Below are 21,333 nucleotides of genomic sequence, written 5' to 3'. Positions count from 1 at the left end.
GACGGTATATCAGCTCTGGCTCTGTGCGGCAGGGTGTGTCCCGCCCTAATATGACGAACCGTCAGATCCCGCTGACCGGGCGGCGCGGACGCCCAGGAGGGCCAGGTCAATGGACGCCCGTCTCACCCCCGAGCAGGACCACATCCGCCGTACTCTCCGCGAACTGCTCCGCAAGCGGTGCTCGCCCGGCGACGTACGGGCCGCCGTCGACACCCTCGCCGGGTACGACCCCGCGCTTTGGACCGCCCTCGCCCGCGACCTCGGTCTCCCTGGCCTGGCCCTCCCCGAGAGCTGTGGCGGAGTCGGCGGCACCCCGACCGAACTCGCGCTCATCGCCGAGGAGTTGGGGCGCGTTCTGGCACCCTCCCCGCTGCTCGCGACCGCCGTCCTGGCCGCCCCCCTCGTCACCGCCCTCGGCACCGACGCCCAGCGCGCCGACCTCCTCCCGCGCATCGCCTCCGGTGACCTGACCGCCGCCCTCGCCGTCCCCGGCACCGCCCTGGCCGCCGTGCTCTCCCTCACCGGCGAACCCCGCCGCGACTGGGCCGGGGGCGGCCGGGCCGGAGGCGTGCAGGCGACTCGACAGGCGGCGGGTTGGCGGCTCTACGGGCAGGTCGGGCAGGTCCTCGACGGGCACAGCGCCGGGCTCCTCCTGGTCGCCGCCCACGCCGGTGGGTACGCCCGGTCGCGCCCCCTTCTCTTCCTCGTCCCCGGCGCCGCCCCCGGTCTCGTCCGCACCCGGCAGACCTCCCTCGACGCCACCCGGCCCCAGGCGCGCCTCGAACTTCGGGACGTTCTCGCCGAGTTGCTGGGCGACGAGGACGCCGACGTCGAAGGCGCCCTCGTCCGCGCCGGAGACGTCGGCGCCGCCGTGCTCGCCGCCGAGGCCGTCGGGGCCGCCGACCGGATTCTCGAGCTGACCGTCGAACACGCCCTGCGCCGCGAGCAGTTCGGGCGGGCGATCGGGTCCTTCCAGGCAGTCAAGCACCGGCTCGCCGATGTGTATGTCCAGGTCCAGGCGGCGCGTTCGGCTGCCTACTACGCGGCCTGGGCGGTGGCATCAACGGGCGCCGAGGGCGAGCGAGTTGGCGGGTTGGCCCTCGCCCAGGCCCTCGACTCCCTCCGTACCGCCGCCGCCGAGGGCATCCAACTGCACGGCGGTATCGGCTTCACCTGGGAGCATGAGGCCCAGTTGTACTTCAAGCGCGCCGCGGGCGACGAGCTGCTGTTCGGGCCGGTGCACCGGCTCCGGGCGCATGCAGCCGAGGCCGCGCGGCTCTTCGACACCAAAGAGGTGGCGGTCTGATGCCTGTGAAAGCGACGGCGGTCGTGAAAGCGGTCCAGAAAGTGTCCTCGACCCGGGCCTTCGCGCGGATCGCCCCGTACGTCCTGCCCGCGCTCGACCGCGCTGTCCACCGGCTGACCAGGGGCAAGGTGCTGCTCAGCGCCCAACTGCTGCCCGGGGTGGTGCTCGCCACGCGCGGGGCGAAGAGCGGGCAGCTGCGGCGTACGCCGCTCGCGTGTATGCCGGAGGGGGCGGCCGGCGGGGGCAGTTGGCTGCTCATCGGGTCCAACTTCGGGCGCACCGGTCACCCCGCCTGGACCGCCAACCTCCTCGCCCATCCGGACGCCGAGGTCAGCTGGAAAGGGGAGGACATCCCGGTCCGGGCCCGGCTGCTGGCGGGTGAGGAACGGGAAGCGGCCTGGAAGGCACTGCTCGCGTTCTGGCCGCCGTACGCGACGTACCAGGCGCGGGTCGAGCGGGAGATACGGATCTTCCGGATCGTACGGCGCTGAGCGGGCGGTGGGCCGGCGGGCGAGTGGCCGAGTCGCCCGGGTGCCATGGTCGGGTGCGCGTTCGTTGTGGGTGGTCGCGCAGTTCCCCGCGCCCCTATAGGGGCGGCCCTGGCGCCGGAGGACGCGCAGTTCCCCGCGCCCCTATAGGGGCGGCCCTGGCGCCGGAGGAGAGAGGGCTCACGCCCGTCGCCGGGGGGCTGGCGGTGCCATGGTCGGGTGCGGGTTCGTCGTGGGTGGTTGCGCAGTTCCCCGCGCCCCTCTATAGGGGCGATCCTGGCGCCGCGCGCGCGAGAGAGCGGCTGGGTGGGCGGGCGGCCCGAGTTGAGTGGCCGAGCGGCCGGTGGTCGAAGCGGTCGGGTGGCCGGTAGGCGGACAGGTACCGGCCGGTGATGCGCGGCAGGCGGTGGTTCACCTGGGTGAACCACCGCCTGTGTGACAGGACTTGGGCCCGAGAAGGGGCCCGCCGGACCTGGATAAAAGGGGCATGGCTATTTCGTCGGCTTTCGGCCGGTCACGCCCAGGTGGACCAACAGGGCCAGGTTCGGCTTCAGTTCGGCCTGTTTGACGCCCCAGGTCTGGAAGCCCCTCTGATGCGAGGCCACCGCCGCGAGCATCGCGACGAGGGAGCCGGCCACCGCGGCGGGGTTGACGTCCTTGTCGACCTTGCCCTTGGCCTGTAGCTCGGTGACCGTGTCCGTAAGGGAGTTGTTCACGGAGTTGAGGATCTTCATGCGGATCTTGTAGAACCGCTTGTCGCCCTCGGCGGCGCCCAGATCGACGACCCTGAGGATCGCGTCGTTCCTGCGCCAGAACTCCAGGAACCCGTCGACGAGTTCCTGGGCGGTCTGCCAGCCGGCCTTGCCGACCCATGACCGGCCCGCGAGCAGCTGGGTCAACCCGGCGCCCTCGGTGGCCATTTGCTCGGCGATCTCCAGGACGGCGCCTTCGACGTCCGGGAAGTACTGGTAGAAGGTGGCGGGCGAAGTCCCCGCCTTCCGGGCGACATCGATGACTTTGACGTCCCGGTAGGGGGAGGAGCTGAGCATCTCGCTGAGGCAGTCGAGGAGCTTCTGCCGGGTCGCCTGCCCACGCCGACCGGCCACCCGGCCGTCAACGGTACGCACTTGTCCTGTCATGCCGTCAGCTTACCGAGGGGTGATCGGAGCGCGATTCGGCCGACTGCAAATGGGGTGCGGAGGAGGTGAGAGGGCGTCTGGGGGGCCAGGAGAGGCTGTTGTGCCCGGTCGCGCGCCCGGATCCCACCGCCTGCTCTGCGGGATGCGTGAAGGACCGTTAGCTTGACGGTATGGCCGAAAACAGGGCATCCGCCCGCACAGAGGGCGTCCCGTGCTGGCTGGACGCCCAGCTGCCCGACGTCGAGGCGGGCAAGCGTTTCTACGGTGAGCTCTTCGGGTGGTCCTTCCAGGAGAAGGACGGCCTGACGCTGGCCCTGTGCGACGGCGCACCCGTCGCCTCCCTCACCCACAAGGCCGACGGCCGCATGCCCACCGTCTGGACGGTGTACTTCGCCACCCCGCACGTCCATGACCTCGTCGCCCGGATCCACCAGGCCGGCGGACAGGTGATCACCGCGCCGGTTCCGGTGGGCGAACTGGGGACGATGGCGCTGGCCACCGACCCCGAGGGGGCCGTATTCGGCCTCTGGCAGGCCGGTACGCACGCCGGATTCGGCCGCCGTCACGAGCCCGGCACCTTCGGCTGGGCCGAGCTGTACGCCCGGGACACGGAGGTCGCCAACGCCTTCTACGGCAACCTCTTCCGCGACGCGCTCTTCGGACCGGAAGCGGTTCCCGACTTCGGCCGGGCCGCCGTCTCGGAGGTGTTCCCGGCCGAGATGCCGCCGCATTTCCTCGTCCATTTCGCCGTGGCGGACATGGAGACGGCGCTCGGGACGGTGAACCGGAGCGGCGGCCGCGTCCAGGTGCCGCCCTTCGACACTTCGTACGGGAATGTGGCGGTCGTCACGGACAACCAGGGAGCGTCGTTCGCACTCCTGACGAAAACGAGCACGTCGACGCACGTCAGCAGTGGTCACCGGCCCTCCTGAGCGGGCGCGGGGCACTCCGGGGAATCCCTTGGGGGAGGCATTTGCCCGGGGTTATGGGGAGACACCCCGATCCGGACCCGAGTTCGCAACCTGTGCTCCGGCCAGGAAGAATCGGGGTGCGTGCCGCCAACGCGGTGGCGGTGGTGAGACGCTGCACGAGGTCGCGTACATATGTGGGTGACGCGGCTCGTACGGGGAGGTGGCAGGCAAAGTGGTGACTCAGCTGACGCAGCACGATCCGCGGCGGATCGGGCCCTTCGAGGTGCTGGGACGGCTGGGCGCCGGCGGCATGGGGCTGGTCTATCTCGCGCGCTCGGCCTCGGGCCGCCGCGTGGCGATCAAGACGGTCCGTACGGAGCTCGCCGAGGACCAGCTGTTCCGGGTGCGCTTCACTCGTGAGGTGGAGGCGGCGCGGGCCGTCTCCGGCTTCTACACGGCCGCCGTCGTCGACGCCGATCCGCGGGCCGCCGTCCCGTGGCTGGCGACCGCCTATGTGCCCGCGCCCTCCCTCGAGGAGATAGTGAACGAGTGCGGGCCGATGCCGGCCCAGGCGGTGCGCTGGTTCGCGGCGGGGGTCGCGGAGGCACTGCAGTCCATCCACGGCGCCGGCCTCGTCCACCGCGACCTCAAGCCGTCCAACGTGCTGGTGGTCGAGGACGGCCCCCGCGTCATCGACTTCGGCATCGCGTCCGGCGTTTCGAACACGCGTTTGACGATGACGAACGTCGCCGTCGGTACGCCCGCCTACATGTCGCCCGAGCAGGCGAAGGACTCGCGGAGCGTGACCGGCGCCAGCGACGTGTTCTCGCTCGGCTCGATGCTGGTCTTCGCGGCCACCGGCCACGCACCCTTCCACGGCGCGAACCCCGTGGAGACGGTCTTCATGCTGCTGCGCGAGGGCCCCGACCTCGAAGGCCTCCCGGACGAGCTGCGCCCCCTCATCGAGTCCTGCATGCAGATGGAGGCGACCAACCGCCCCAACCCCGCCGACCTCCAGGCACAGCTGGCCCCCCACCTCTACGGCTCCGGCTCCGACGACAGCGGTACGGCATCCGCGTGGCTGCCCGAACGGGCGACGGCCCTCATCGAGCAGCGCCGGGGAGGCCGTCCGGCGCCGAAGCCCCAGACGTCCGGCGGCGGACGCAGCGCCGGCAGGCTCGCGATCCCGCCGCCCCCGTCCCACGACCCGGCGCCGGGCTTCGGACGCGGCCCCGGACCAGGCCTCCCGCCCGGCCCCATGCCGTCCGCCCTGCCGCCGACCGGCGCCCCCGACACGGGCCCCGTCCGGCTGGCCGGCGCCCCCGTGCCCATCGGCCCCGGCCCGCGCGTCGCCGACGCCCGCGCCGCCGCCGTACAGGCGCCCCCGCCGGAGGCCGGCCTCGTCGCCTCCTGGTCGCGCCCCCGCCCCGGCGTCAATGGCGCCGACCCGAACCCCCTGCCGGTGGCGCCGCAGCCGCCCCCGGAGTCCCCGGCGGGCTGGCGCCCCTGGCGGTTCCGTATGTCGAACGACGTCTGGGGCACCCCGGCCGTCGACGGCGACCTCGTCTACGTCACCTCCTTCGAGGTGCACGCCCTGGACGTGATGACGGGCCGCCGCCGCTTCAAGACGAGGGACGTCGCCTGGTCGATGGCGGTCGCGGACGGCCGTATCCACGCCTCCGACGGGCCGACGCTGTTCGCCCTCGACGCCCGCGAGGGCCGGGACCTGTGGCGGCTGTCCACGGACGCCTGGGTGTACTCCCTGAAGGCCGACCGGGGCACCGTCGTCACCGGTACGCGCGGCGGCGGCGTCCAGGGCTGGGACGCGGCCACCGGCCAGAAGCTGTGGGAGCTCACCGGCGCCCAGACGGACTTCGAGTCCCCGGAGGCCGGCCCCCACGTCCACGAGGGCACCGTCTTCGTGTGGCAGGACGCGCGACTGCGCGCCCTGGACGCCCGTACGGGTGACGAGCGCTGGAACTACCCGATCGGCGACGCCGCGTCCTGCGGCGGCGTCCCGGTACGGCTGACCCCGGGCCCCGACGGCCAGGTGTACGTCAGCGCGGGCACCCGCGTTCTGGCGATCGACGTCGCCGCCGGCCACGTCCGCTGGCACTTCGAGGCCCCGGCGGTCTTCCTCTCACCGCCCACCTTCGCGCCCGGCCCCGCCGTCACGGGCGGCGGCGTCTATCTCGCCGACTACCTCGGCACGGTGTACGCCCTCGACGCGGCGGACGGCCGGGACCGGTGGCGGATCGCGACGGAGTCGCGGGCCTCGATCGAACCGGTGCTGGTGGCGGCGGGGCATGTGCATGTGGGCAGCGGCAAGGGCCTTTACACGCTCGACGCGGTCACCGGTACCCCCAAATGGCGGTTCCAGGCGGGTGGCGACATCGTCGGCGCCCCGGCGGTGGCCGAGGGCCGCATCCACTTCGGCTCCACGGACCACCTCCTGTACACCCTGAAGGCCGATGACGGCCGCCTGAGGTGGAAGCTGGCGACCGGCGGTGAGATCACCGGGGCTCCGGTGGTCAAGGACGGCGTGGTGTACGCGTGCAGCAAGGATCGGTGCGTGTATGCGCTGGACGCGGAGAAGGGGACGGGGACGGCGCGTACGGGGTGAGCGGGGTGGGCGGTTGGCGTCGCGCCCCTGGCCCCCCCGGTCCGCCCGGGGGTGTCTGCGGTCGCTTCGGCTGCGGGCCGGTGGGGGCTTGTCGCGCAGTTCCCGGCGCCCCTATAGGGCGCCCCGCCTCCCCGGTTCCAGGGGGTTCCAGGGGAGTGAAACCGGTGTGAAACCGCGCTGAAGGTGGTCTGCCGCAGGCTCTGCGGCATGACATCGACGACCACATCGCACTCACTCGCCATCGCGGCCAACGGGCTGCGGAAGGCCTACGGGGACAAGACCGTCCTCGACGGTATCGATCTGGCGGTGCCGGCCGGGACGGTCTTCTCTCTGCTCGGGCCGAACGGCGCCGGTAAGACCACCGCCGTGAAGATCCTCTCCACCCTCATCACCGCCGACGCCGGCGAACTGCGCGTAGGCGGCCATGACTTGGCCACCGACGCGCAGGCCGTGCGCGCCGCGATCGGGGTCACCGGGCAGTTCTCCGCCGTCGACGGCCTGGTCACCGGCGAGGAGAACATGCTCCTCATGGCGGACCTTCACCACCTCTCCCGAGGGGAGGGACGGCGGGCCGCCGCCGAGCTCCTTGAGCGCTTCGACCTCACCGAGGCCGCGAAGAAGCCCGCCTCCACCTACTCCGGCGGCATGAAGCGCCGCCTCGACCTCGCCATGACGCTGGTCGGCAACCCGCGGATCATCTTCCTCGACGAACCGACCACCGGCCTCGATCCGCGCTCCCGCCACAACATGTGGCAGATCATCCGCGGGCTGGTCGCCGACGGCGTCACCGTCTTCCTCACCACCCAGTATCTGGAGGAGGCCGACGAACTCGCCGACCGTATCGCGGTGTTGAACGACGGCAGGATCGCCGCCGAGGGCACCGCGGACGAACTGAAGCGGCTGGTCCCGGGCGGGCATGTGCGGCTGCGCTTCACCGACCCGGTCGCCTACCGGTCCGCCGCCGTCGCCCTGCGCGAGGCCACCAGGGACGACGAGTCGCTGTCCCTGAGCATCCCCAGCGACGGTACCCAGCGCGAACTGCGCGCCGTCCTCGACTGGCTGGACTCGGCCGGCGTCGAGGCGGACGAACTGACCGTGCACACCCCCGATCTCGACGACGTGTTCTTCGCCCTGACCAGCACAACGAGCAGCACAACGGCCGGCGCCACGATTGCCGCAACGACCACCACCACCGTGCCCAGCCAGTCCAAGGAGAACGTCCGATGAGCGCCCTCTCTCTCGCCGTACGCGACTCGTCCACGATGCTGCGCCGCAACCTGCTGCACGTGCGCCGCTACCCGTCCATGACGCTGAATCTGCTGCTCACCCCGATCATGCTGCTCCTGCTCTTCGTCTACGTCTTCGGGGACGTGATGAGCGCGGGCATCGGTGGCGGCGGCGCGGACCGCTCCGCCTACATCGCCTACCTCGTCCCGGGCCTCCTGATAATGACCGTCGGCTCCACCGTGATCGGGGCCGCGGTCTCCGTCTCCATGGACATGACCGAGGGACTCATCGCCCGCTTCCGCACGATGGCGGTCTACCGCGGGTCCGTGCTCGTCGGGCACGTCGTCGGCAGCGTGCTGCAGGTGCTCGCCAGCCTGGTCCTCGTCGGTGCCATCGCCGTGGCCATCGGTTTCCGGTCCACGGACGCCACGGCCCTGGAGTGGCTCGCGGCGTTCGGACTGATCGCGCTGTTCACCCTGGCGCTCACCTGGATCGCGGTCGGGATGGGCATGGCCAGCCCGACCCCGGAGGCGGCCAGCAACATGGCGACGCCGCTGATCCTCCTCCCGCTCATCTCGAGCGCCTTCGTGCCGATCGACGCGATCCCGGGCTGGTTCCAGCCGATCGCCCAGTACCAGCCCTTCACGCCCGCCATCGAAACCCTCCGTGGGCTGCTCCTCGGCACCGAGATCGGCAACAACTGGTGGATCGCGCTCGCCTGGTGCGTCGGCCTGACCGTGCTCGGTTACCGCTGGTCGACGTCGCTGTTCAACCGCGACCCGAAGTAACCGCCATGACAGCGCGGGCCGCCTCCCGCAGCTCGTCCCGCCCCAGGGCGGCGTACTCCGACACCGCGTCGGCGTACGCCGCCCCGTCGGCTTCCTCGGCCGCCCGCCGGGCGCGGTCCGCCGACATCGTCGGCTGGAAGTCCCGCAGCACCCCCAGCCGTTCGGCCAACGCGAGCATCCGTACGGCGGCCAGGGCGTCGTCGCCGGAAGCGAGCTCCGCCATGCCGAGGGCGTGCAGCACCGTCCCGAGCACCGGAAGCTCCATGGGCGAGCCGGCCGGAGCGGAGAGCAGCGCCCGCAGCCTCTGCCGCAGTCGGTCGACCGGCTCCGCGACCAGGGCGAGACGGCCGGCGTGGGCGTGCGCCGTCACCGCCACCGACAGGAGCTGCAGCACCCACCGGTCGAAGAAGGGGTCGCCGCCGCCGGGTGCCGAGTCGGCCGTGGTCAGCGGCCGCACGGCGCTGCGCCACAGGCCGAGCCCGACCTCCGTCAGTCCCCGGGCGAGCGCGATCTCGGCGCGCCCGAGGAGGTCCATACCGTAGTCGTCCTGCTGTGTGGCCCTGGCGCTCTCGGCCTGCCGCAGCCAGTACTCGGCCTCGTCGGGGTCGCCGCGTTGCAGGCAGGCGAGGACGAGGCCCCAGCGGATGCCGATGAGGTCGTGCTCGTCGCCGAGCCGGGGCAGCGCCCGCAGCGCCGCCCCGAGGTGTTCGTACGCGGCCTCCCCCCGCTCGGTCCGCAAGCACAGCTCGCTCAGCCGGGCGTGCCCCATGACCTGCAGAAACGGGTTGTCGACCGGTCCCAGTACGGCGACGATCCGGCGGGCGGAGGCGAGCGCGCGGTCGATGTCGTGCTCCGCCTCCCAGACGTACGTGGCGACGCACTCGGCGATGCCGGCGAGCAGCGGCCGCTCGCTCTCGCAGAGCTCCCGCAGCACGGCGTAGTCCGGCGGACGCATCTCGGGGACGGCGCTCAGCACCACCGCGACGGCGCGCAACAGCGTGTCCGGCGGGGCCGGGGGCAGCCGTCGGAGGGTGACCAACTGGCGTACGACGTGCGGGCCGTAGCCCATGAACAGGCTCGCCGTGCACAACACGGCGGCGGCGCGGGCGACTTCGACGTACTCGGGCTCGGGGCGGTAGTGCGACAGCGGCGGGCCGGTGTCCGCGGCGAGGGCGGTGAGGCGGGGGTAGTCGGAGCCGGTGGACCACAGGGCGGCGAGGACCGCGGTGAGGGCGGCGAGAGTGGGGCCGTCCGTGCGGACCAGCGCGTGCCGCAGCGCCAGTACGAGGTTGTCCTGCTCGGCCCTGATCCGCTCCCGGGCGGCCAGCGGCTCGGAGCTGAAGAGCCAGTCGTGGTACTCGACCCCGAAGTCCCGTGCCCAGCGGAGGAGTTGGTCGACGACCTCGTCCTCCTCGCCCGCCTCCACCCGCCGGGTCGCGCTGAACTCCCGTACGGTCTCCAGCATGCGGAAGCGGACACCGGCCGGGGTGTCCGCGACGGTGAGCAGGGACTGGTCGGCCAACTGCTCCAGCAGCAACAGCGCATCCTCGCCCAGGACTTGCTCCGCCGTCTCACCGGCGAAGCCGCCGGGGAAGACGGACAGCAGGCGCAGCGCGGCCCTGGCCTCCTCGGCGAGGAGGTTCCAGCTCCAGTCGACGACCGCGTGCAGCGTGCGGTGGCGCTCCGGTACGTCCCGGGCGCCGCCGCGCAGCAGCGCGAACCGGTCGCCGAGGCGGCGGGCGATCTCCGGCACCGACAGCACCCGCACCCGCGCCGCCGCCAGCTCCACGGCGAGCGGCAGCCCGTCGAGATGGCGGCACAGCCCGGCCACCGCGTCCGGCGGCAGCTCCACACCGGGCCGAGCGGCCCTGGCGCGCTGCGTGAACAGCTCGACGGAGGTGGCGAGTTGGAGCTCCGGGAGCGCGTACACCGCCTCCGAGGTGAGGCCCAGCGGGGCCCGGCTGGTGGCGAGCACCCGCAGGTCCTTGGCGGACGAGACCAACGCCTGTACGAGGGCGGCGGCACCGGCGACGACCTGCTCGCAGTTGTCCAGGACCAGCAGCGCGGGCCCGGTGCCGAGCACGCCGAGGATGCCGGGCACGGGGTCGGGGCTGCTCATGGCACCGGGCCGCTTCTCGCCCGCACCGAGCGCGGAGGCGACCTCGGCGGCCACGTCCGCGTCGGCGGTGACACCGGCGAGCGGCACGAAATACACCACGCGCTGCTCGGCCCGACGGCTGACGGCGTGCGCGAGCCGGGTCTTGCCGAGGCCCCCGGGACCGACGACGGTGACGGCTCGCGAGGCGCGCAGCAGCCGCTCGACCTCGGCGATGTCGTCGTCCCGCCCGAGCAGCGGGTTCGGCTCGTGCGGCACACCGTGCCTGATCACGGGCGGCTCACCCGCCAGCAACTCCTGCTGTACGGACTTGAGGTGGGCCCCCGGGTCCGTGCCGAGGGTCTCGCGCAGCCCCCGTCGGTAGGCCTCGTACCGAGTCAGGGCGGCGGACGGTCCCGCTGTCGCCGCCTCGGCGCGCAGCAGTTCGGCGAGCACCTCCTCGTCGCGCGGATGCTCGGCGGCTGCCACGGCCAGCGGCCCGGCGGCCTCCGCGTGGCGCCCGAGGCGGGCGAGCGCGAGGGCCCGCGCGCGGACGAGGGCGGTGCGTACGGGGGCACGCTCGGCGCGCAGCGCGGCCACGGGGTCGCCGCTGTCGTCGCCGGCCTCGCCCGTCGCCCCCTCCCACAGTGCGAGCCCGGCCCCGGCGGCGGCCAGCGCGCCCGCGTGATCCCCGGCCCTGGCGCGCTCCCCGCTCGCGGCGGCGTGCAGCAACAGGGCGGAGGAATCGACCTGTTCCTCGGCGAGGTCGAGGCGGTATCCGGTCGGCGTGCTGACGATGAGGTCCGCGCCCAGCGACGCCCGCGCCCTGGACACCAGAACCTGCAGCGCCTTCCCCGGCCGCTCCGGCAACTCCTCCGGCCACAGCCCCGCGACCAGCCGCTCGGCACCGCAGCCGGTGCGCAGGTCGCCCGCGAGGAGGGCGAGGAGGGCGCGCAGGCGGGGCGCGGTGACTTCCTGTCCGCGACAGGCGACGCGCGGGAGGAGGGTCAGGTCGGTGGGCATGCGTGCAGCGTAGCCAAGGGGCCGGTGCACCGCGCGGCCGGTGAACTCCCGCTGGCGCGGGCGGCTGTCGGGGGCATCGAGGTCATCGCACTGGCCCGGCGCCTCTCCACGGGGCCTGGTGCGATCTACCAAGTCCATCGGTAGTGCTCCGCCGTTCACGGTGGAGGTGAAGCCGATCCGGTTGTAGGGGCGCGGAGCGCCGCAGTGTCTGGTGTTGTCATGAACTGGCGCGGAGCGTCGGGGCGGTGTTCCGGCGGAGCCGGAGTGCGTGTGGTCAGGCCGGGCGTTGCTGCTGGCGGATGTACTGCTTGACGACGGTGAGGGGTGGCCCGCCGCAGGAGGCGGCGAGGTAGGAGCCGGACCAGAAGTGACCGCCCCACAGGTAGCGGCGCACGTGGGGTTCGAACTCCTGGCGCAGGCGGCGTGAGGAGACTCCCTTGAGTGAGTTCACCAGCTTCGACAGGGCGACCTTGGGCGGATAGCGCACCAGGAGATGGACATGGTCGTGTTCGCCGTTGAACTCACGCAGTTCGGCCTCGAAGTCCGCGCAGACTTCCCGCATGATCTCCTCGCACCGGTCCAGCATCGCCTCTGTGAACACTCCACGACGGTATTTGGTGACAAAGACCAAGTGGGCATGGAGGTTGTAGACCACATGACGACCGGTTCTGACATCCTTGTTCTGCTTCCAGCGAGGTGACATAAACCAATGCTAGCGTCGGCACGCATGGAGCAACAGGAGAGCCAACAAGGGCTGGTGAAGCGGCAGTTCGGGCATCGTGCCCGGCTGGCGCTCGACCCTGCCCAGGTGGCGGTCCTGGACGCACAAGGGCATGCGGGGCGCACCACCTGGAACCTGCTGCACGACTGGTGGCTGATGCTCCCGAAGGCGAAGCGGACCCTGGCGGCGGCCGACGCGGTCATCCGCCAGGGGCGCAGGGAGCTGGACTGGCTCGGTGTGCTGCCCGCGCAGGCCGCCCAGGCGGTGCTGAAAACCTACTTCCAGGCGTGGAAGAACTGCTGGGAGGGCCGGGCTCAGGCGCCAGAGTTCAAGGGCCGCTTCCGTACGAGGATGAGCATCGACATCCCGCAGGGCCGCGACCTGCACGTGGTGCGGGTGCACCGCCGGTGGGGCATGGTCAACATCCCCAAGCTCGGCCGGGTCCGCTTCCGCTGGACCAAAGACCTCCCGGTCGGTAAGGGCGCGGACAAGGACAACAGGATCACCGGGGCCAGGCTGGTCAAGGACGCTCTGGGCTGGCACATCGCCTTCCGCGTCCAGGCCCTGACCGAAGCCCCCACAGAACATCCGGGGCCCGAGGTCGGCATCGATGCCGGGATCACCGTCCCGCTGGCCCTGTCCGACGGCGAAACCGCCCACCACGGCCCATGGCTCAGCAAGAGGGAAGAAGCCCGCCTGCTCCACTACGAGCAGCGAGCGGCCCGCCGCAAGAGCCACCGTAAGAAGGGCGAGCGCACCAGCCGCCGCCTGAGCAAGACCTACGACCGGATCGCCCGCATCCGCGCGACAGCCAAGCGCCGACGCGAGGACTGGCAGCACAAAACCACCACCGTCCTCGCCGACACGTACGGCACGGTGGTCGTCGAAGCACTGCACATCACGAACATGACCAAGTCCGCGAAGGGCACCGTCGAGCAGCCCGGCAGGCAGGTCGCGCAGAAGGCCGGCCTGAACCGTGCCATCCTCGGCGAAGCCTGGGGACGGACCGTGCACCTCCTGGCCTCCAAGCTCGCCCGCCGGGGCGGACTCCTGGCCGAGGTGCCCGCCCCGGGCACCTCCCAGGAATGCTCCCAGTGCCACACGGTGACCCCGGGCAGCCGCAGGAACCAGGCCGAGTTCCTGTGCAACAACCCCGCGTGCGGCTGGCAAGGCAACGCCGACACCAACGCCGCCCGCACCGTGCTTCACCGATACCGGACGGGCCACGCGCTCGTCCCGGCTGCCGGGAGGGCAGTCGTCAGGCGCGCTTCGAACGGCGTCAAACCCGCCACCGCAAGGTAGGCAGGAATCTCCCGGATCCATCCAGGAGAGAGCTTCAATGGCACGTCACGGGCAAGAATGAAGCTCCTCGGCGCCGCCACGGCCACCGACGACGCCACGCCACAGGACGCGGTCCGTACCAGGAGGAGTTCCTGGCCGGCATCGACCTCATTCTCGCCGGGATCATCGGGATCACCGCGCGGCCGTGACCTCCGCCAGGCGGAATTTCCTCGACCCTGAGACCCTACGTGTGTTGTAGTGTCGAAGGATGCTGTTCGCCACGCCTTCCCTCACGCCGGACGACCGTCGTGTCGTCGAGGAGATCGAGGCGCTCCGCTCCAGGGTCCGTCACCGGCTCGCTCAGCCCCGCCGCTGGGAGGGGCAGCTCCGCCGGTCGCTCACCGCGGCCGCGGTTCGAGGCTCGACCCATATCGAGGGCTACACGATCAGCTCCGAGGACGCCGAGACCCTGATCGCCGGCGGGGACATCTCCCCCGAGACCGACGAGGCCACTCGTAACGCCGTCACCGGCTACCGCGACGCCCTCACCTACATCCAGCACGCTGCGGACTTCCAGATCTTCGCCTGGGACCACACGCTGCTTTCGGCCCTGCACTTCATGATGGCCAGGGGCGCCGACCGGGAGGTGCGCCCCGGCGAGTACCGCACCAGCAGAGTATGGGTCTCCGGCGGCCCGAACCGTCCGCCCGTCTACACCGCCCCGGAACCCGAGCACGTACCCGCCCTCATGGACGAGCTTGTCCACTGGCTTGCCGAAGGCGACCTCGAGGCCCCGGCCCTCGTACGTGCCTCCATGGCCCACTTCAACCTCGTCTGCATCCACCCCTGGCGCGACGGCAACGGCCGGATGTCCCGCGCCGTGCACACCCTCGTCCTGGCGCGCGAGGGCATCCTCGCCCCCGAGTTCTCCAGCATCGAGGAGTGGCTCGGCGCGGACGAGTTCAACACCCTTGAGTACTACGGCGCCCTGCGCACCGTGCAAGGCGGCTCCTGGCAGCCGGAGCGTGATGCGGCCTCCTGGATCAGGTTCTGCCTTACCGCCCACCACCTCCAGGCTCAGGAGGTGCAGCGCCGTTTCGAAGCGGCGTCCCGGGTCTGGTTCCGCCTGGAGCGCCTCGCCGAGCAGCACCGGCTCGGCGAACGCACCGTCTCCGCCCTGTACGCCGCCACCGAAGGGCACCTGCGGCGAACCACCTACCAGGCCGAGGAAGCCCTCACCCGCGACCAGGCCCTGGCCGACCTCCGCACCCTGCGCAGCCTGGACCTCATCGAGTCCGTCGGCCACGCCCGCACCCAGAGGTACATCGGAGGAACCGTTCTCCGGAAGATCCGCTCCGAGGTGCACGCGGAGGTCCACGCTGATCTGTACCGCGAGCCTTACCGTCAGCCGTGAGAGCGCTCGTCGTGCTCGCCCCGCTCATGTCGTCGCGTGAGCTTCGGGCCAGGGGGCGGGCGGCGTCCGGGACGAAACTTTGATGGAGGCCCTTCAGCGGCCAGCCGTTTCGCTGAACGGCTGAATCAGTCACACGTTTCCAGTCCCGATCCGCGTCTCAGGGCTGCCCCGGTTCACTGTGCGGCGGTGAACTCCCGCCAGGCGGTGGGGGAGAGGCGGAGTATGGGGGTTTCGGGGGAACCGAGGGGTGTCGTCTTGGAGTCACGGACGGCGACGACTCCGCGGGTGTTGCGGGCGACTTCGACGCACTGGCCTCCGGTGTTGCTGTAGCTGGACTTCACGAAGTCGAATTCGGGCATGGGTCAGAACTCCTGGCGGATGGTGTCGATCAGCCGGGCCGAGTCGTGCTGGGCAAGGCTCAGCCTGGCCGTACGGTCGAAGAACCCGCTGTACGCGGCACTTTCGGATTCGTTTTCCACCCACACAGTAGAGGCGATGGCGTCGGCATGGACCACGTCTACGGCCTCGGTCTCCACGAACGAGACGATAGTGAACGGACCTGAAATACAAGGGTGTCCGCCCGCACGGTACGGCAGGACCTGTAGACGGATGTTGGGCAGTTCGGCCACCTTCAGCAGGTGCTCCAGCTGAGCGCGCATGGTGTCCGGCCCGCCGATCTGCTGCCGTAGTGCCGCTTCCCAGACGATGGCGTACACCTCAAGGGGGCGCTCGTCGTGCAGACGTGCCTGGCGGCGCATACGGATCTCGACCATGCGCTCGATCTCGGGTTAGTCGCTACCTTCAGTGCTCAACCGATCACCCCAAGCACTCGGAGGTGCCCCCCATGTCCGACCCCCTCCTCCAAGAAGACCGCCTCGACTACACCCCCGTAGCCCGCAGCGTCCCCCTCGCCCGCCACCGCACCGCCCGCCTGGTCGCCGCGTGGGGGCACCCGGAGCTGGCCGGGGACACTGCCCTGGTCGTCAGTGAGTTGATGACCAACGCGCTGCTGCACGGGAGCATCCGGGGGCGGCTCATCCGCGTACGCCTCACCGCCACGTCCGCCGCGCTGCGCGTCGAGGTCAGCGATCCGCGCGGGGAGAGGGTGCCGTGTCCGCGTGAGGTGACCGGCGATGACCAGTTCGGGCGAGGGCTGCTGCTGGTGGGGGCGCTGGCCGAGCAGTGGGGGGTGGGGCCGCGCGAGGGGGTGGGGAAGACGGTGTGGGCGGAGTGGGGGGTCGCTGTCGCACCGTGTGGTGCCGTTCCGCTTGTCGGGGTCAAGGAGTGACGGAGCTGGCGACGGGCGTCGTGACCGGGGGACACCGGGAGACCGTGTACCGGTTGTGGGAGGCTCAAGTATTGGCCTCACACCCCTCGGTGGGCTCTGTGGCGGCCGGTTCCTGTCTGGCGTTCGAGAGTGACTGGACTTCTCTGTGAACAGTGATCACCGCATTCCCCCCAGGGCTGGACGGCCCTTCCGACTGATGGTCACGGGTGGCGGAACCGGGGGCCACACGTATCCGGCCCTGACCGCGGTCCGTACCCTCCAAGCTCGGCTCGCGGGGCAGGGTGGCGGGCTGGATGTCCTCTGGGTGGGCAAGGCCGACAGTCTGGAGTCCAGGGTCGCGGCTGCTGAGGGCATCGCGTTCACGTCGGTGGCCACGGGCAAGATCCGACGATCGAGCAACCCTCTCAAGCTGGTCTCGCCGTCGAATGTGGCGGACATGAGCCGGGTTCCGCTCGGGGTGCTCCAGGCCCGGAAGGCGATCAACGGATTCCGTCCCGACGTGGTACTGGCGACGGGCGGATACGTCGCGGTGCCGGTCGGTGTCGCGGCGACCCGACTGTGCCGAGTTCCCCTGGTCGTGCACGAGCAGACGGTGCGGCTGGGCCTGGCCAACCGCACGCTCGCCGGAGCGGCGACACGTGTCGCGGTGTCGTCGGAGTCGACGCTTCCGTTGCTGTCGGACAGCGTGCGTGCCGCAGCGGTGGTCACCGGCAATCCGGTGCGGGCCGAGGTGTTCACCGGGCAGGCCGACAAGGCGATCGAGGCGCTGGGCCTGCGCGGATTCGATCGCCGTCTGCTGACTGTCTATGTGACCGGTGGCGCGCAGGGCTCGCAGCAGATCAACCACCTGGTACGCGACGTGCTGCCGTGGCTGGTGGAGAACGCCAACGTGATCCACCAGTGCGGTCCCGACAACGTCACGCAGCTGCGGCAGGACACCGCGAGCCTGTCGGCGTCGAGCGCGGCGCGCTACCACCTCACCGGGTACGTGGGGGCCGAGCTGCCCGATGTGCTCGCGCTGGCCGACCTGGTGGTCTCCCGCAGCGGTGCCGGGACGATCGCCGAGCTGACCGCGCTCGGCAAGCCGGGCGTGTTCGTTCCGCTCGCCACGTCGGCCGGAAACGAACAGGTGCACAACGCCCGGCACTTGGCGGACAACGGGGCCGCACTCGCGCTGGTCGACGACGTTTCCCCGGAGCGGCTGCGTGAAGTGCTGGCGCCGCTGCTGGCCGACCCTGAGCGGCGCTCGGCGATGGCGGGGCGGGCCCGTGCGTACGGCCGTCCCGACGCCGCCGAGCGACTGGTCGACGTGGTGCTCGCGGCGGCCGGGGAGTAGGTCTCGAAACCCGGCCCCGGGTGCCCTCAGGGAAGGTGCTGCTGTACGGCCGCCTCGACGAGGTCCGCGCACGCGGTGAACGCGTTCTCGTCACCTCCGTAGGGGTCGGGAACGTCCCGGTTGCCGACATGATGCGGGCCGTCACTGTGTGTGTCAGCGTGGTCCGGGAGGAATCCGTACCCACGCATCAAAAGGAGTCGCCGTCATGGGCGGTACGCAGGACAAGCGCCAGGAGCCGGGCAAGGGCCGCGAAGCGCAAGAGCACCAGCGCCCCGGAGACCCCGCGCACCCCCAGCCGGGCAAGTCGTCGCGCGAGCAGGGGCAGAAGCAAGGCCCGAAGCAGGGCCAGAAGGAGACCTCGCGCCGTCGCGAGGACGACCTGCTGCGCGAAGAGGACCTGCACGACGAGAACCTTTGACCAGAGCACCACACGCCCAGAGCCCAGCCGGTCCGCAGTCATCCCGGCCGGGCTCTTTCACGTCCTGCCCGACGCCGGCCTTGAGGCCCGCAGCCGCACACGCTGTCGACGTCACGGTTCGCGGCAGTCCGCCCACCCGGCAGGACGGCAAGTGCGCCACACCTCCCACGGGCGGCCCGCCGCAACGGGGTGCGGCCCATCAGTAGTTGGCTTCCCTGCCGAATTCCGGACTTCGCCAGCGGATCGCGGTCACGCACGAGATGCCCGCCGGTTCAGCAATGCGGCGGCAGGGGACGCCGTCGGCGTGCTCTCCACTTTGACGACACGACGGATTCGCACGGACGTGCGGCCGGTTCCTGACGTCCCGTCACTCGCGTAGATACTTTTTTATGATTTACGGCCTATTGTTGCGAAATGTGCGTGACTACTCCCGCGTGACGGCGTATCACTACCTGTCGGGCAGGGAGTCGCTCTCGGTCCCCTCAGGGGGAGCCTGCGCATCGGCGCAGGTAGAGGGGCTCGCGGCCCTGAGTAGCCATCGTCGCGGGCGCTCGGGATCCTCCTTGGGAGGACTGAGACCCGAAGCAACAAGAAAGGTCTCTGCTGTGGCATTGGACGTCATCCTGTCGGGTCCACCCGACAGAAGACCTAGACGCAATCTGTTCAGACGGGGAGCACTCGTGCTGCTCCCCGCGGCGCTCCTGGCGGCGGCGACCCTGGGGGTCCCAAACCTCGCTCACGCCCTGGAAGCCCCCGTGGGACTGGGGACCGCCACCAGCTACGCGGTCCTGGCCGGTTCGACGATCACCAACACGAACCCCACCGTCATCAACGGAGACCTGGGGCTCCATCCAGGCACCGCGGTGACCGGCTTTCCGCCCGGCATCGTCAACGGAACACAGCACATCACCGACGCCGCCGCCGCTCAGGCGAAGTCCGACCTCGTCGTCGCCTACAACGACGCGGCAAGCCGGGGACCCGGCACCGCCACTCCGGCCGACATCGGCGGACTAACGCTGGCGCCCGGCGTCTACACGGCCTCGTCGACGCTGAACATCACCGGAACGGTCACTCTCGACGGCCAGAACAACCCCGACGCCGTCTTCATCTTCCAGATCCCCTCGACCCTGATCACGGCTCCGGCGAGCGTCGTGGCCTTGATCAACGGAGCGAATGCCTGCAACGTGTTCTGGCAGGTGGGCAGCTCCGCCACCATCGACACGAGTTCCCAGTTCAAGGGCAACATCCTGGCCCTGACATCCATCACGCTGAACAACGGCGCCGTGATCCTCGGCCGCGCCCTGGCGCGCAATGGCGCGGTCACGCTGGACAACAACACCATTACGAGGGCGGCCTGCGCCGTTGGCCCGCCTGGACCTCCCGGCCCGAGCGGACCTCCCGGCCCGACGGGTTCTCCGGGCCCGACGGGCTCTCCCGGTCCGACGGGCTCTCCCGGTCCGACGGGTTCTCCGGGCCCGACGGGCTCTCCTGGACCGACGGGCTCTCCCGGCCCGACCGGTGCTCCGGGCGTTCCCGGTGCTCCTGGCCCGACCGGTGCCCCTGGCCCGACCGGTAGCCCTGGTGCTCCTGGCCCGACCGGTGCCCCTGGCCCGACCGGTAGCCCTGGTGCCCCTGGTGCTCCTGGCCCGACCGGTGCCCCTGGCCCGACCGGTAGCCCTGGTGCCCCTGGTGCTCCTGGGCCGACCGGTGCCCCTGGCCCGACCGGCAAGCCCGGTGCCCCTGGCCCGAACGGCAAGCCCGGTGCTCCTGGCCCGAACGGCAAGCCCGGTGCTCCTGGCCCCGTCGGCTCCCCCGGACCTGCCGGACCTGCCGGACCTGCCGGATCCGCCGGACCTGTGGGACCTGCCGGACCTGCCGGACCTGCCGGACCTGCCGGACCCGCCGGACCCGCCGGACCCGCCGGACCCGCAGGGCACAAGGGGCCTCGCGGCGACAAGGGCGAAAAGGGTGACTCGGGCGATCACGGTCACCACGGTCACCACGATCAGGGCGATGAGGGTGAGCACGGTCGCGGTGACGACCACGGCAAGCCCGGCCACGGTTATGACGATCAGGGCGATGAGGGTGAGCACGGTCGCGGTGACGACCACGGCAAGCCCGGCCACGGTTATGACGATCAGGGTGACGAGGGTGAACACGGTCGCGGTGACGACCACGGCAAGCCCGGCCACGGTCACGACGTCCACTACCAGGGCAAGCCCCCGTGGGCCGACCTCCTGCCAGGCGGCCTCGACGATGCTCCGGGCCACTACGGTCCCGGCCACACAGCCAAGAGCGTCAACGTGGCCCCCGTGAGCGCCGCCACCGGCCAGCCGTCGAAGGAGGCGTCGCCAGACCTCGCGGCGGCCGGCTCAAGCAGCGAGACCGGCATCATGGCCGCCACTGTGGCCGCGCTGGTATTCATTGGAGGCTCGGCCTTCTTCGCCATGAAGCGGACCCGGCGGGGTACAGCAACCCGACAGGACTAGCCCATCGCAGGCAGGGGCTGAAGCTCGATCAACCACATAAGCCGTCCGGTCCGCCGTTCGGCCACCGAGCCCCTGGACACATCGTCCGGGGGCTCAGTGGCGCTCGCGAGTGGTCGCAGAAGCACAATTTGCGGAGCGCACAGATGTCACACTTCCCGGCGCACGACGCTCTTCGTGCGGGCGGCTCACCGTGAGGTCGCCGGTGGATGACTGGCCCGGGGAGCCGGTTCAGGGGGGCCTGCTGGGCGGCCCGGAAGTAGCCGCACGCGCTGATGGCGGTGTTGGAGTCGGGGAGCGGCATGGTTGGTCGGCCGGTCCGGGCTGACCGGCGAGGGCGCGGACGAGTGCGTGCAATATGTCATCGGGCGCATCCGTCCGCAGGCAGACGCAAGCAGACGCAAGCAGACGCAAGCACGCGGGCGGATGCGCTGATCGTCAGAATGCTCACGGCTGGGGGAGCGAGTGAACCGGTGATCAGGTAGCTGGACTCGGCGAGTTCGCCCGTCCGTCGTTCGAACCCCCTTCGCTCTGCACTTACGGCGCCACCGTGCTGTCCGCCGCCGCTGTGGCCCCGCTCCCGCCCGGGCCCGGCGACGGCACGACCTCCGCCGGAGTCGGCGCTGTCGAAGGCCCGTCTGTGGGTACCGGTGACGCTGCCTCCGTCGGGGTGTCGGGCGCCCCGGCGGGCGGTTCGTCGAGGCCGGTGGGGTCCGTGGTCGCGTCGGTGGACGGGCGTTGTGGGGCGGGGGCGGACGGGTGCGGTGTCGCGGGGGCCGGTGTCGCGGG

General features: G+C 71.3%; 18 protein-coding genes and 2 pseudogenes. 13 read left to right on the top strand and 7 right to left on the bottom strand.

Annotation, left to right across the window (positions count from 1 at the left end):
- The first annotated feature begins 109 nt into the window (after positions 1–109).
- Positions 110–1,306 carry an acyl-CoA dehydrogenase family protein gene (locus ADL01_RS07975; RefSeq protein ID WP_053741198.1) on the top strand — a complete coding sequence of 399 codons (1,197 nt, stop codon included), beginning with the start codon at positions 110–112 and terminating at the stop codon, positions 1,304–1,306.
- The gene (locus tag ADL01_RS07970) at positions 1,306–1,797 is read left to right on the top strand and encodes a nitroreductase family deazaflavin-dependent oxidoreductase (protein ID WP_053741197.1); all 492 of its coding nucleotides are present in this window, start codon (positions 1,306–1,308) and stop codon (positions 1,795–1,797) included. The genes ADL01_RS07975 and ADL01_RS07970 overlap by 1 nt, the downstream gene beginning before the upstream one ends.
- A 488-nt stretch (positions 1,798–2,285) precedes the next feature.
- On the opposite strand, the gene ADL01_RS07965 is transcribed toward ADL01_RS07970, so the two are convergent.
- Positions 2,286–2,933, bottom strand: a complete 648-nt coding sequence (locus ADL01_RS07965) for a TetR family transcriptional regulator (RefSeq protein ID WP_078960384.1) — start codon at positions 2,931–2,933, stop codon at positions 2,286–2,288.
- Between the two features lie 170 nt (positions 2,934–3,103).
- On the opposite strand from ADL01_RS07965, the gene ADL01_RS07960 reads away from it, so the two are divergent.
- From ADL01_RS07960 to ADL01_RS07945, 4 genes are all read left to right on the top strand, one after another.
- Complete coding sequence (locus ADL01_RS07960) at positions 3,104–3,865, top strand: VOC family protein (RefSeq protein ID WP_053741195.1); 762 nt, start codon at positions 3,104–3,106, stop codon at positions 3,863–3,865.
- 211 nt (positions 3,866–4,076) lie between these two features.
- Positions 4,077–6,467: a PQQ-binding-like beta-propeller repeat protein gene (locus tag ADL01_RS07955; RefSeq protein ID WP_053741194.1), complete on the top strand. Its 2,391-nt coding sequence runs from the start codon at positions 4,077–4,079 to the stop codon at positions 6,465–6,467.
- Positions 6,468–6,674: 207 nt separating this feature from the next.
- The gene (locus ADL01_RS07950) at positions 6,675–7,694 is read left to right on the top strand and encodes an ATP-binding cassette domain-containing protein (RefSeq protein ID WP_053741193.1); all 1,020 of its coding nucleotides are present in this window, start codon (positions 6,675–6,677) and stop codon (positions 7,692–7,694) included.
- Positions 7,691–8,482 carry an ABC transporter permease gene (locus ADL01_RS07945; protein ID WP_053741192.1) on the top strand — a complete coding sequence of 264 codons (792 nt, stop codon included), beginning with the start codon at positions 7,691–7,693 and terminating at the stop codon, positions 8,480–8,482. Before ADL01_RS07950 ends, ADL01_RS07945 begins: the two co-directional genes overlap by 4 nt.
- On the opposite strand, the gene ADL01_RS07940 is transcribed toward ADL01_RS07945, so the two are convergent.
- Together ADL01_RS07940 and tnpA are read right to left on the bottom strand one after the other, a co-directional pair.
- Positions 8,463–11,600 carry an ATP-binding protein gene (locus ADL01_RS07940; protein WP_053741191.1) on the bottom strand — a complete coding sequence of 1,046 codons (3,138 nt, stop codon included), beginning with the start codon at positions 11,598–11,600 and terminating at the stop codon, positions 8,463–8,465. The genes ADL01_RS07945 and ADL01_RS07940 overlap by 20 nt on opposite strands.
- 274 nt (positions 11,601–11,874) lie before the next feature.
- The gene (gene tnpA, locus ADL01_RS07935) at positions 11,875–12,303 is read right to left on the bottom strand and encodes an IS200/IS605 family transposase (RefSeq protein WP_078960383.1); all 429 of its coding nucleotides are present in this window, start codon (positions 12,301–12,303) and stop codon (positions 11,875–11,877) included.
- Between the two features lie 24 nt (positions 12,304–12,327).
- Between tnpA and ADL01_RS07930 the strand changes: the two genes are divergently transcribed.
- Together ADL01_RS07930 and ADL01_RS07925 are read left to right on the top strand one after the other, a co-directional pair.
- Entirely contained in the window at positions 12,328–13,623 is a 1,296-nt protein-coding gene (locus tag ADL01_RS07930; protein ID WP_078960382.1) for an RNA-guided endonuclease InsQ/TnpB family protein, read from the top strand.
- A gap of 247 nt (positions 13,624–13,870) precedes the next feature.
- On the top strand, positions 13,871–15,016 hold the full coding sequence (locus ADL01_RS07925) for a Fic family protein (protein ID WP_053741190.1): 1,146 nt from the start codon (positions 13,871–13,873) through the stop codon (positions 15,014–15,016).
- 173 nt (positions 15,017–15,189) lie between these two features.
- Here the strand turns inward: ADL01_RS07925 and ADL01_RS07920 are convergent, their stop codons facing one another.
- Both ADL01_RS07920 and ADL01_RS07915 read right to left on the bottom strand, forming a co-directional pair.
- Positions 15,190–15,375 carry a DUF397 domain-containing protein gene (locus ADL01_RS07920; protein WP_053741189.1) on the bottom strand — a complete coding sequence of 62 codons (186 nt, stop codon included), beginning with the start codon at positions 15,373–15,375 and terminating at the stop codon, positions 15,190–15,192.
- A 3-nt stretch (positions 15,376–15,378) separates the two neighbouring features.
- Positions 15,379–15,789, bottom strand: a complete 411-nt coding sequence (locus ADL01_RS07915) for a DUF5753 domain-containing protein (protein WP_053741188.1) — start codon at positions 15,787–15,789, stop codon at positions 15,379–15,381.
- Between the two features lie 71 nt (positions 15,790–15,860).
- Between ADL01_RS07915 and ADL01_RS07910 the strand changes: the two genes are divergently transcribed.
- Positions 15,861–16,304, top strand: coding sequence for an ATP-binding protein (locus ADL01_RS07910; protein ID WP_053741187.1), 444 nt, complete (start codon positions 15,861–15,863; stop codon positions 16,302–16,304).
- A 196-nt stretch (positions 16,305–16,500) separates the two neighbouring features.
- On the top strand, positions 16,501–17,640 hold the full coding sequence (locus tag ADL01_RS07905) for a UDP-N-acetylglucosamine--N-acetylmuramyl-(pentapeptide) pyrophosphoryl-undecaprenol N-acetylglucosamine transferase (protein WP_053741186.1): 1,140 nt from the start codon (positions 16,501–16,503) through the stop codon (positions 17,638–17,640).
- Between the two features lie 26 nt (positions 17,641–17,666).
- Here the strand turns inward: ADL01_RS07905 and ADL01_RS44565 are convergent, their stop codons facing one another.
- On the bottom strand, positions 17,667–17,828 hold the full coding sequence (locus tag ADL01_RS44565) for a hypothetical protein (RefSeq protein WP_159049477.1): 162 nt from the start codon (positions 17,826–17,828) through the stop codon (positions 17,667–17,669).
- Between the two features lie 17 nt (positions 17,829–17,845).
- Between ADL01_RS44565 and ADL01_RS41505 the strand changes: the two genes are divergently transcribed.
- From ADL01_RS41505 to ADL01_RS45870, 3 genes and pseudogenes are all read left to right on the top strand, one after another.
- Positions 17,846–18,058, top strand: coding sequence for a hypothetical protein (locus ADL01_RS41505; RefSeq protein ID WP_078960381.1), 213 nt, complete (start codon positions 17,846–17,848; stop codon positions 18,056–18,058).
- A gap of 389 nt (positions 18,059–18,447) precedes the next feature.
- A pseudogene (locus ADL01_RS45875) lies at positions 18,448–19,344 on the top strand (ice-binding family protein); the annotation flags it as partial.
- 570 nt (positions 19,345–19,914) lie between these two features.
- Positions 19,915–20,547 carry a hypothetical protein gene (locus ADL01_RS45870; protein ID WP_234354544.1) on the top strand — a complete coding sequence of 211 codons (633 nt, stop codon included), beginning with the start codon at positions 19,915–19,917 and terminating at the stop codon, positions 20,545–20,547.
- 534 nt (positions 20,548–21,081) lie between these two features.
- Here the strand turns inward: ADL01_RS45870 and ADL01_RS45865 are convergent.
- Positions 21,082–21,333 (bottom strand): annotated as a pseudogene (locus tag ADL01_RS45865) (zinc ribbon domain-containing protein); the annotation flags it as partial.

Source organism: Streptomyces sp. NRRL WC-3618 (assembly GCF_001280005.1).
GTDB lineage: Bacteria > Actinomycetota > Actinomycetes > Streptomycetales > Streptomycetaceae > Streptomyces.
The sequence above is the reverse complement of the archived record's forward strand: the minus strand, read 5'-3'. Positions and strand labels throughout refer to the sequence as shown.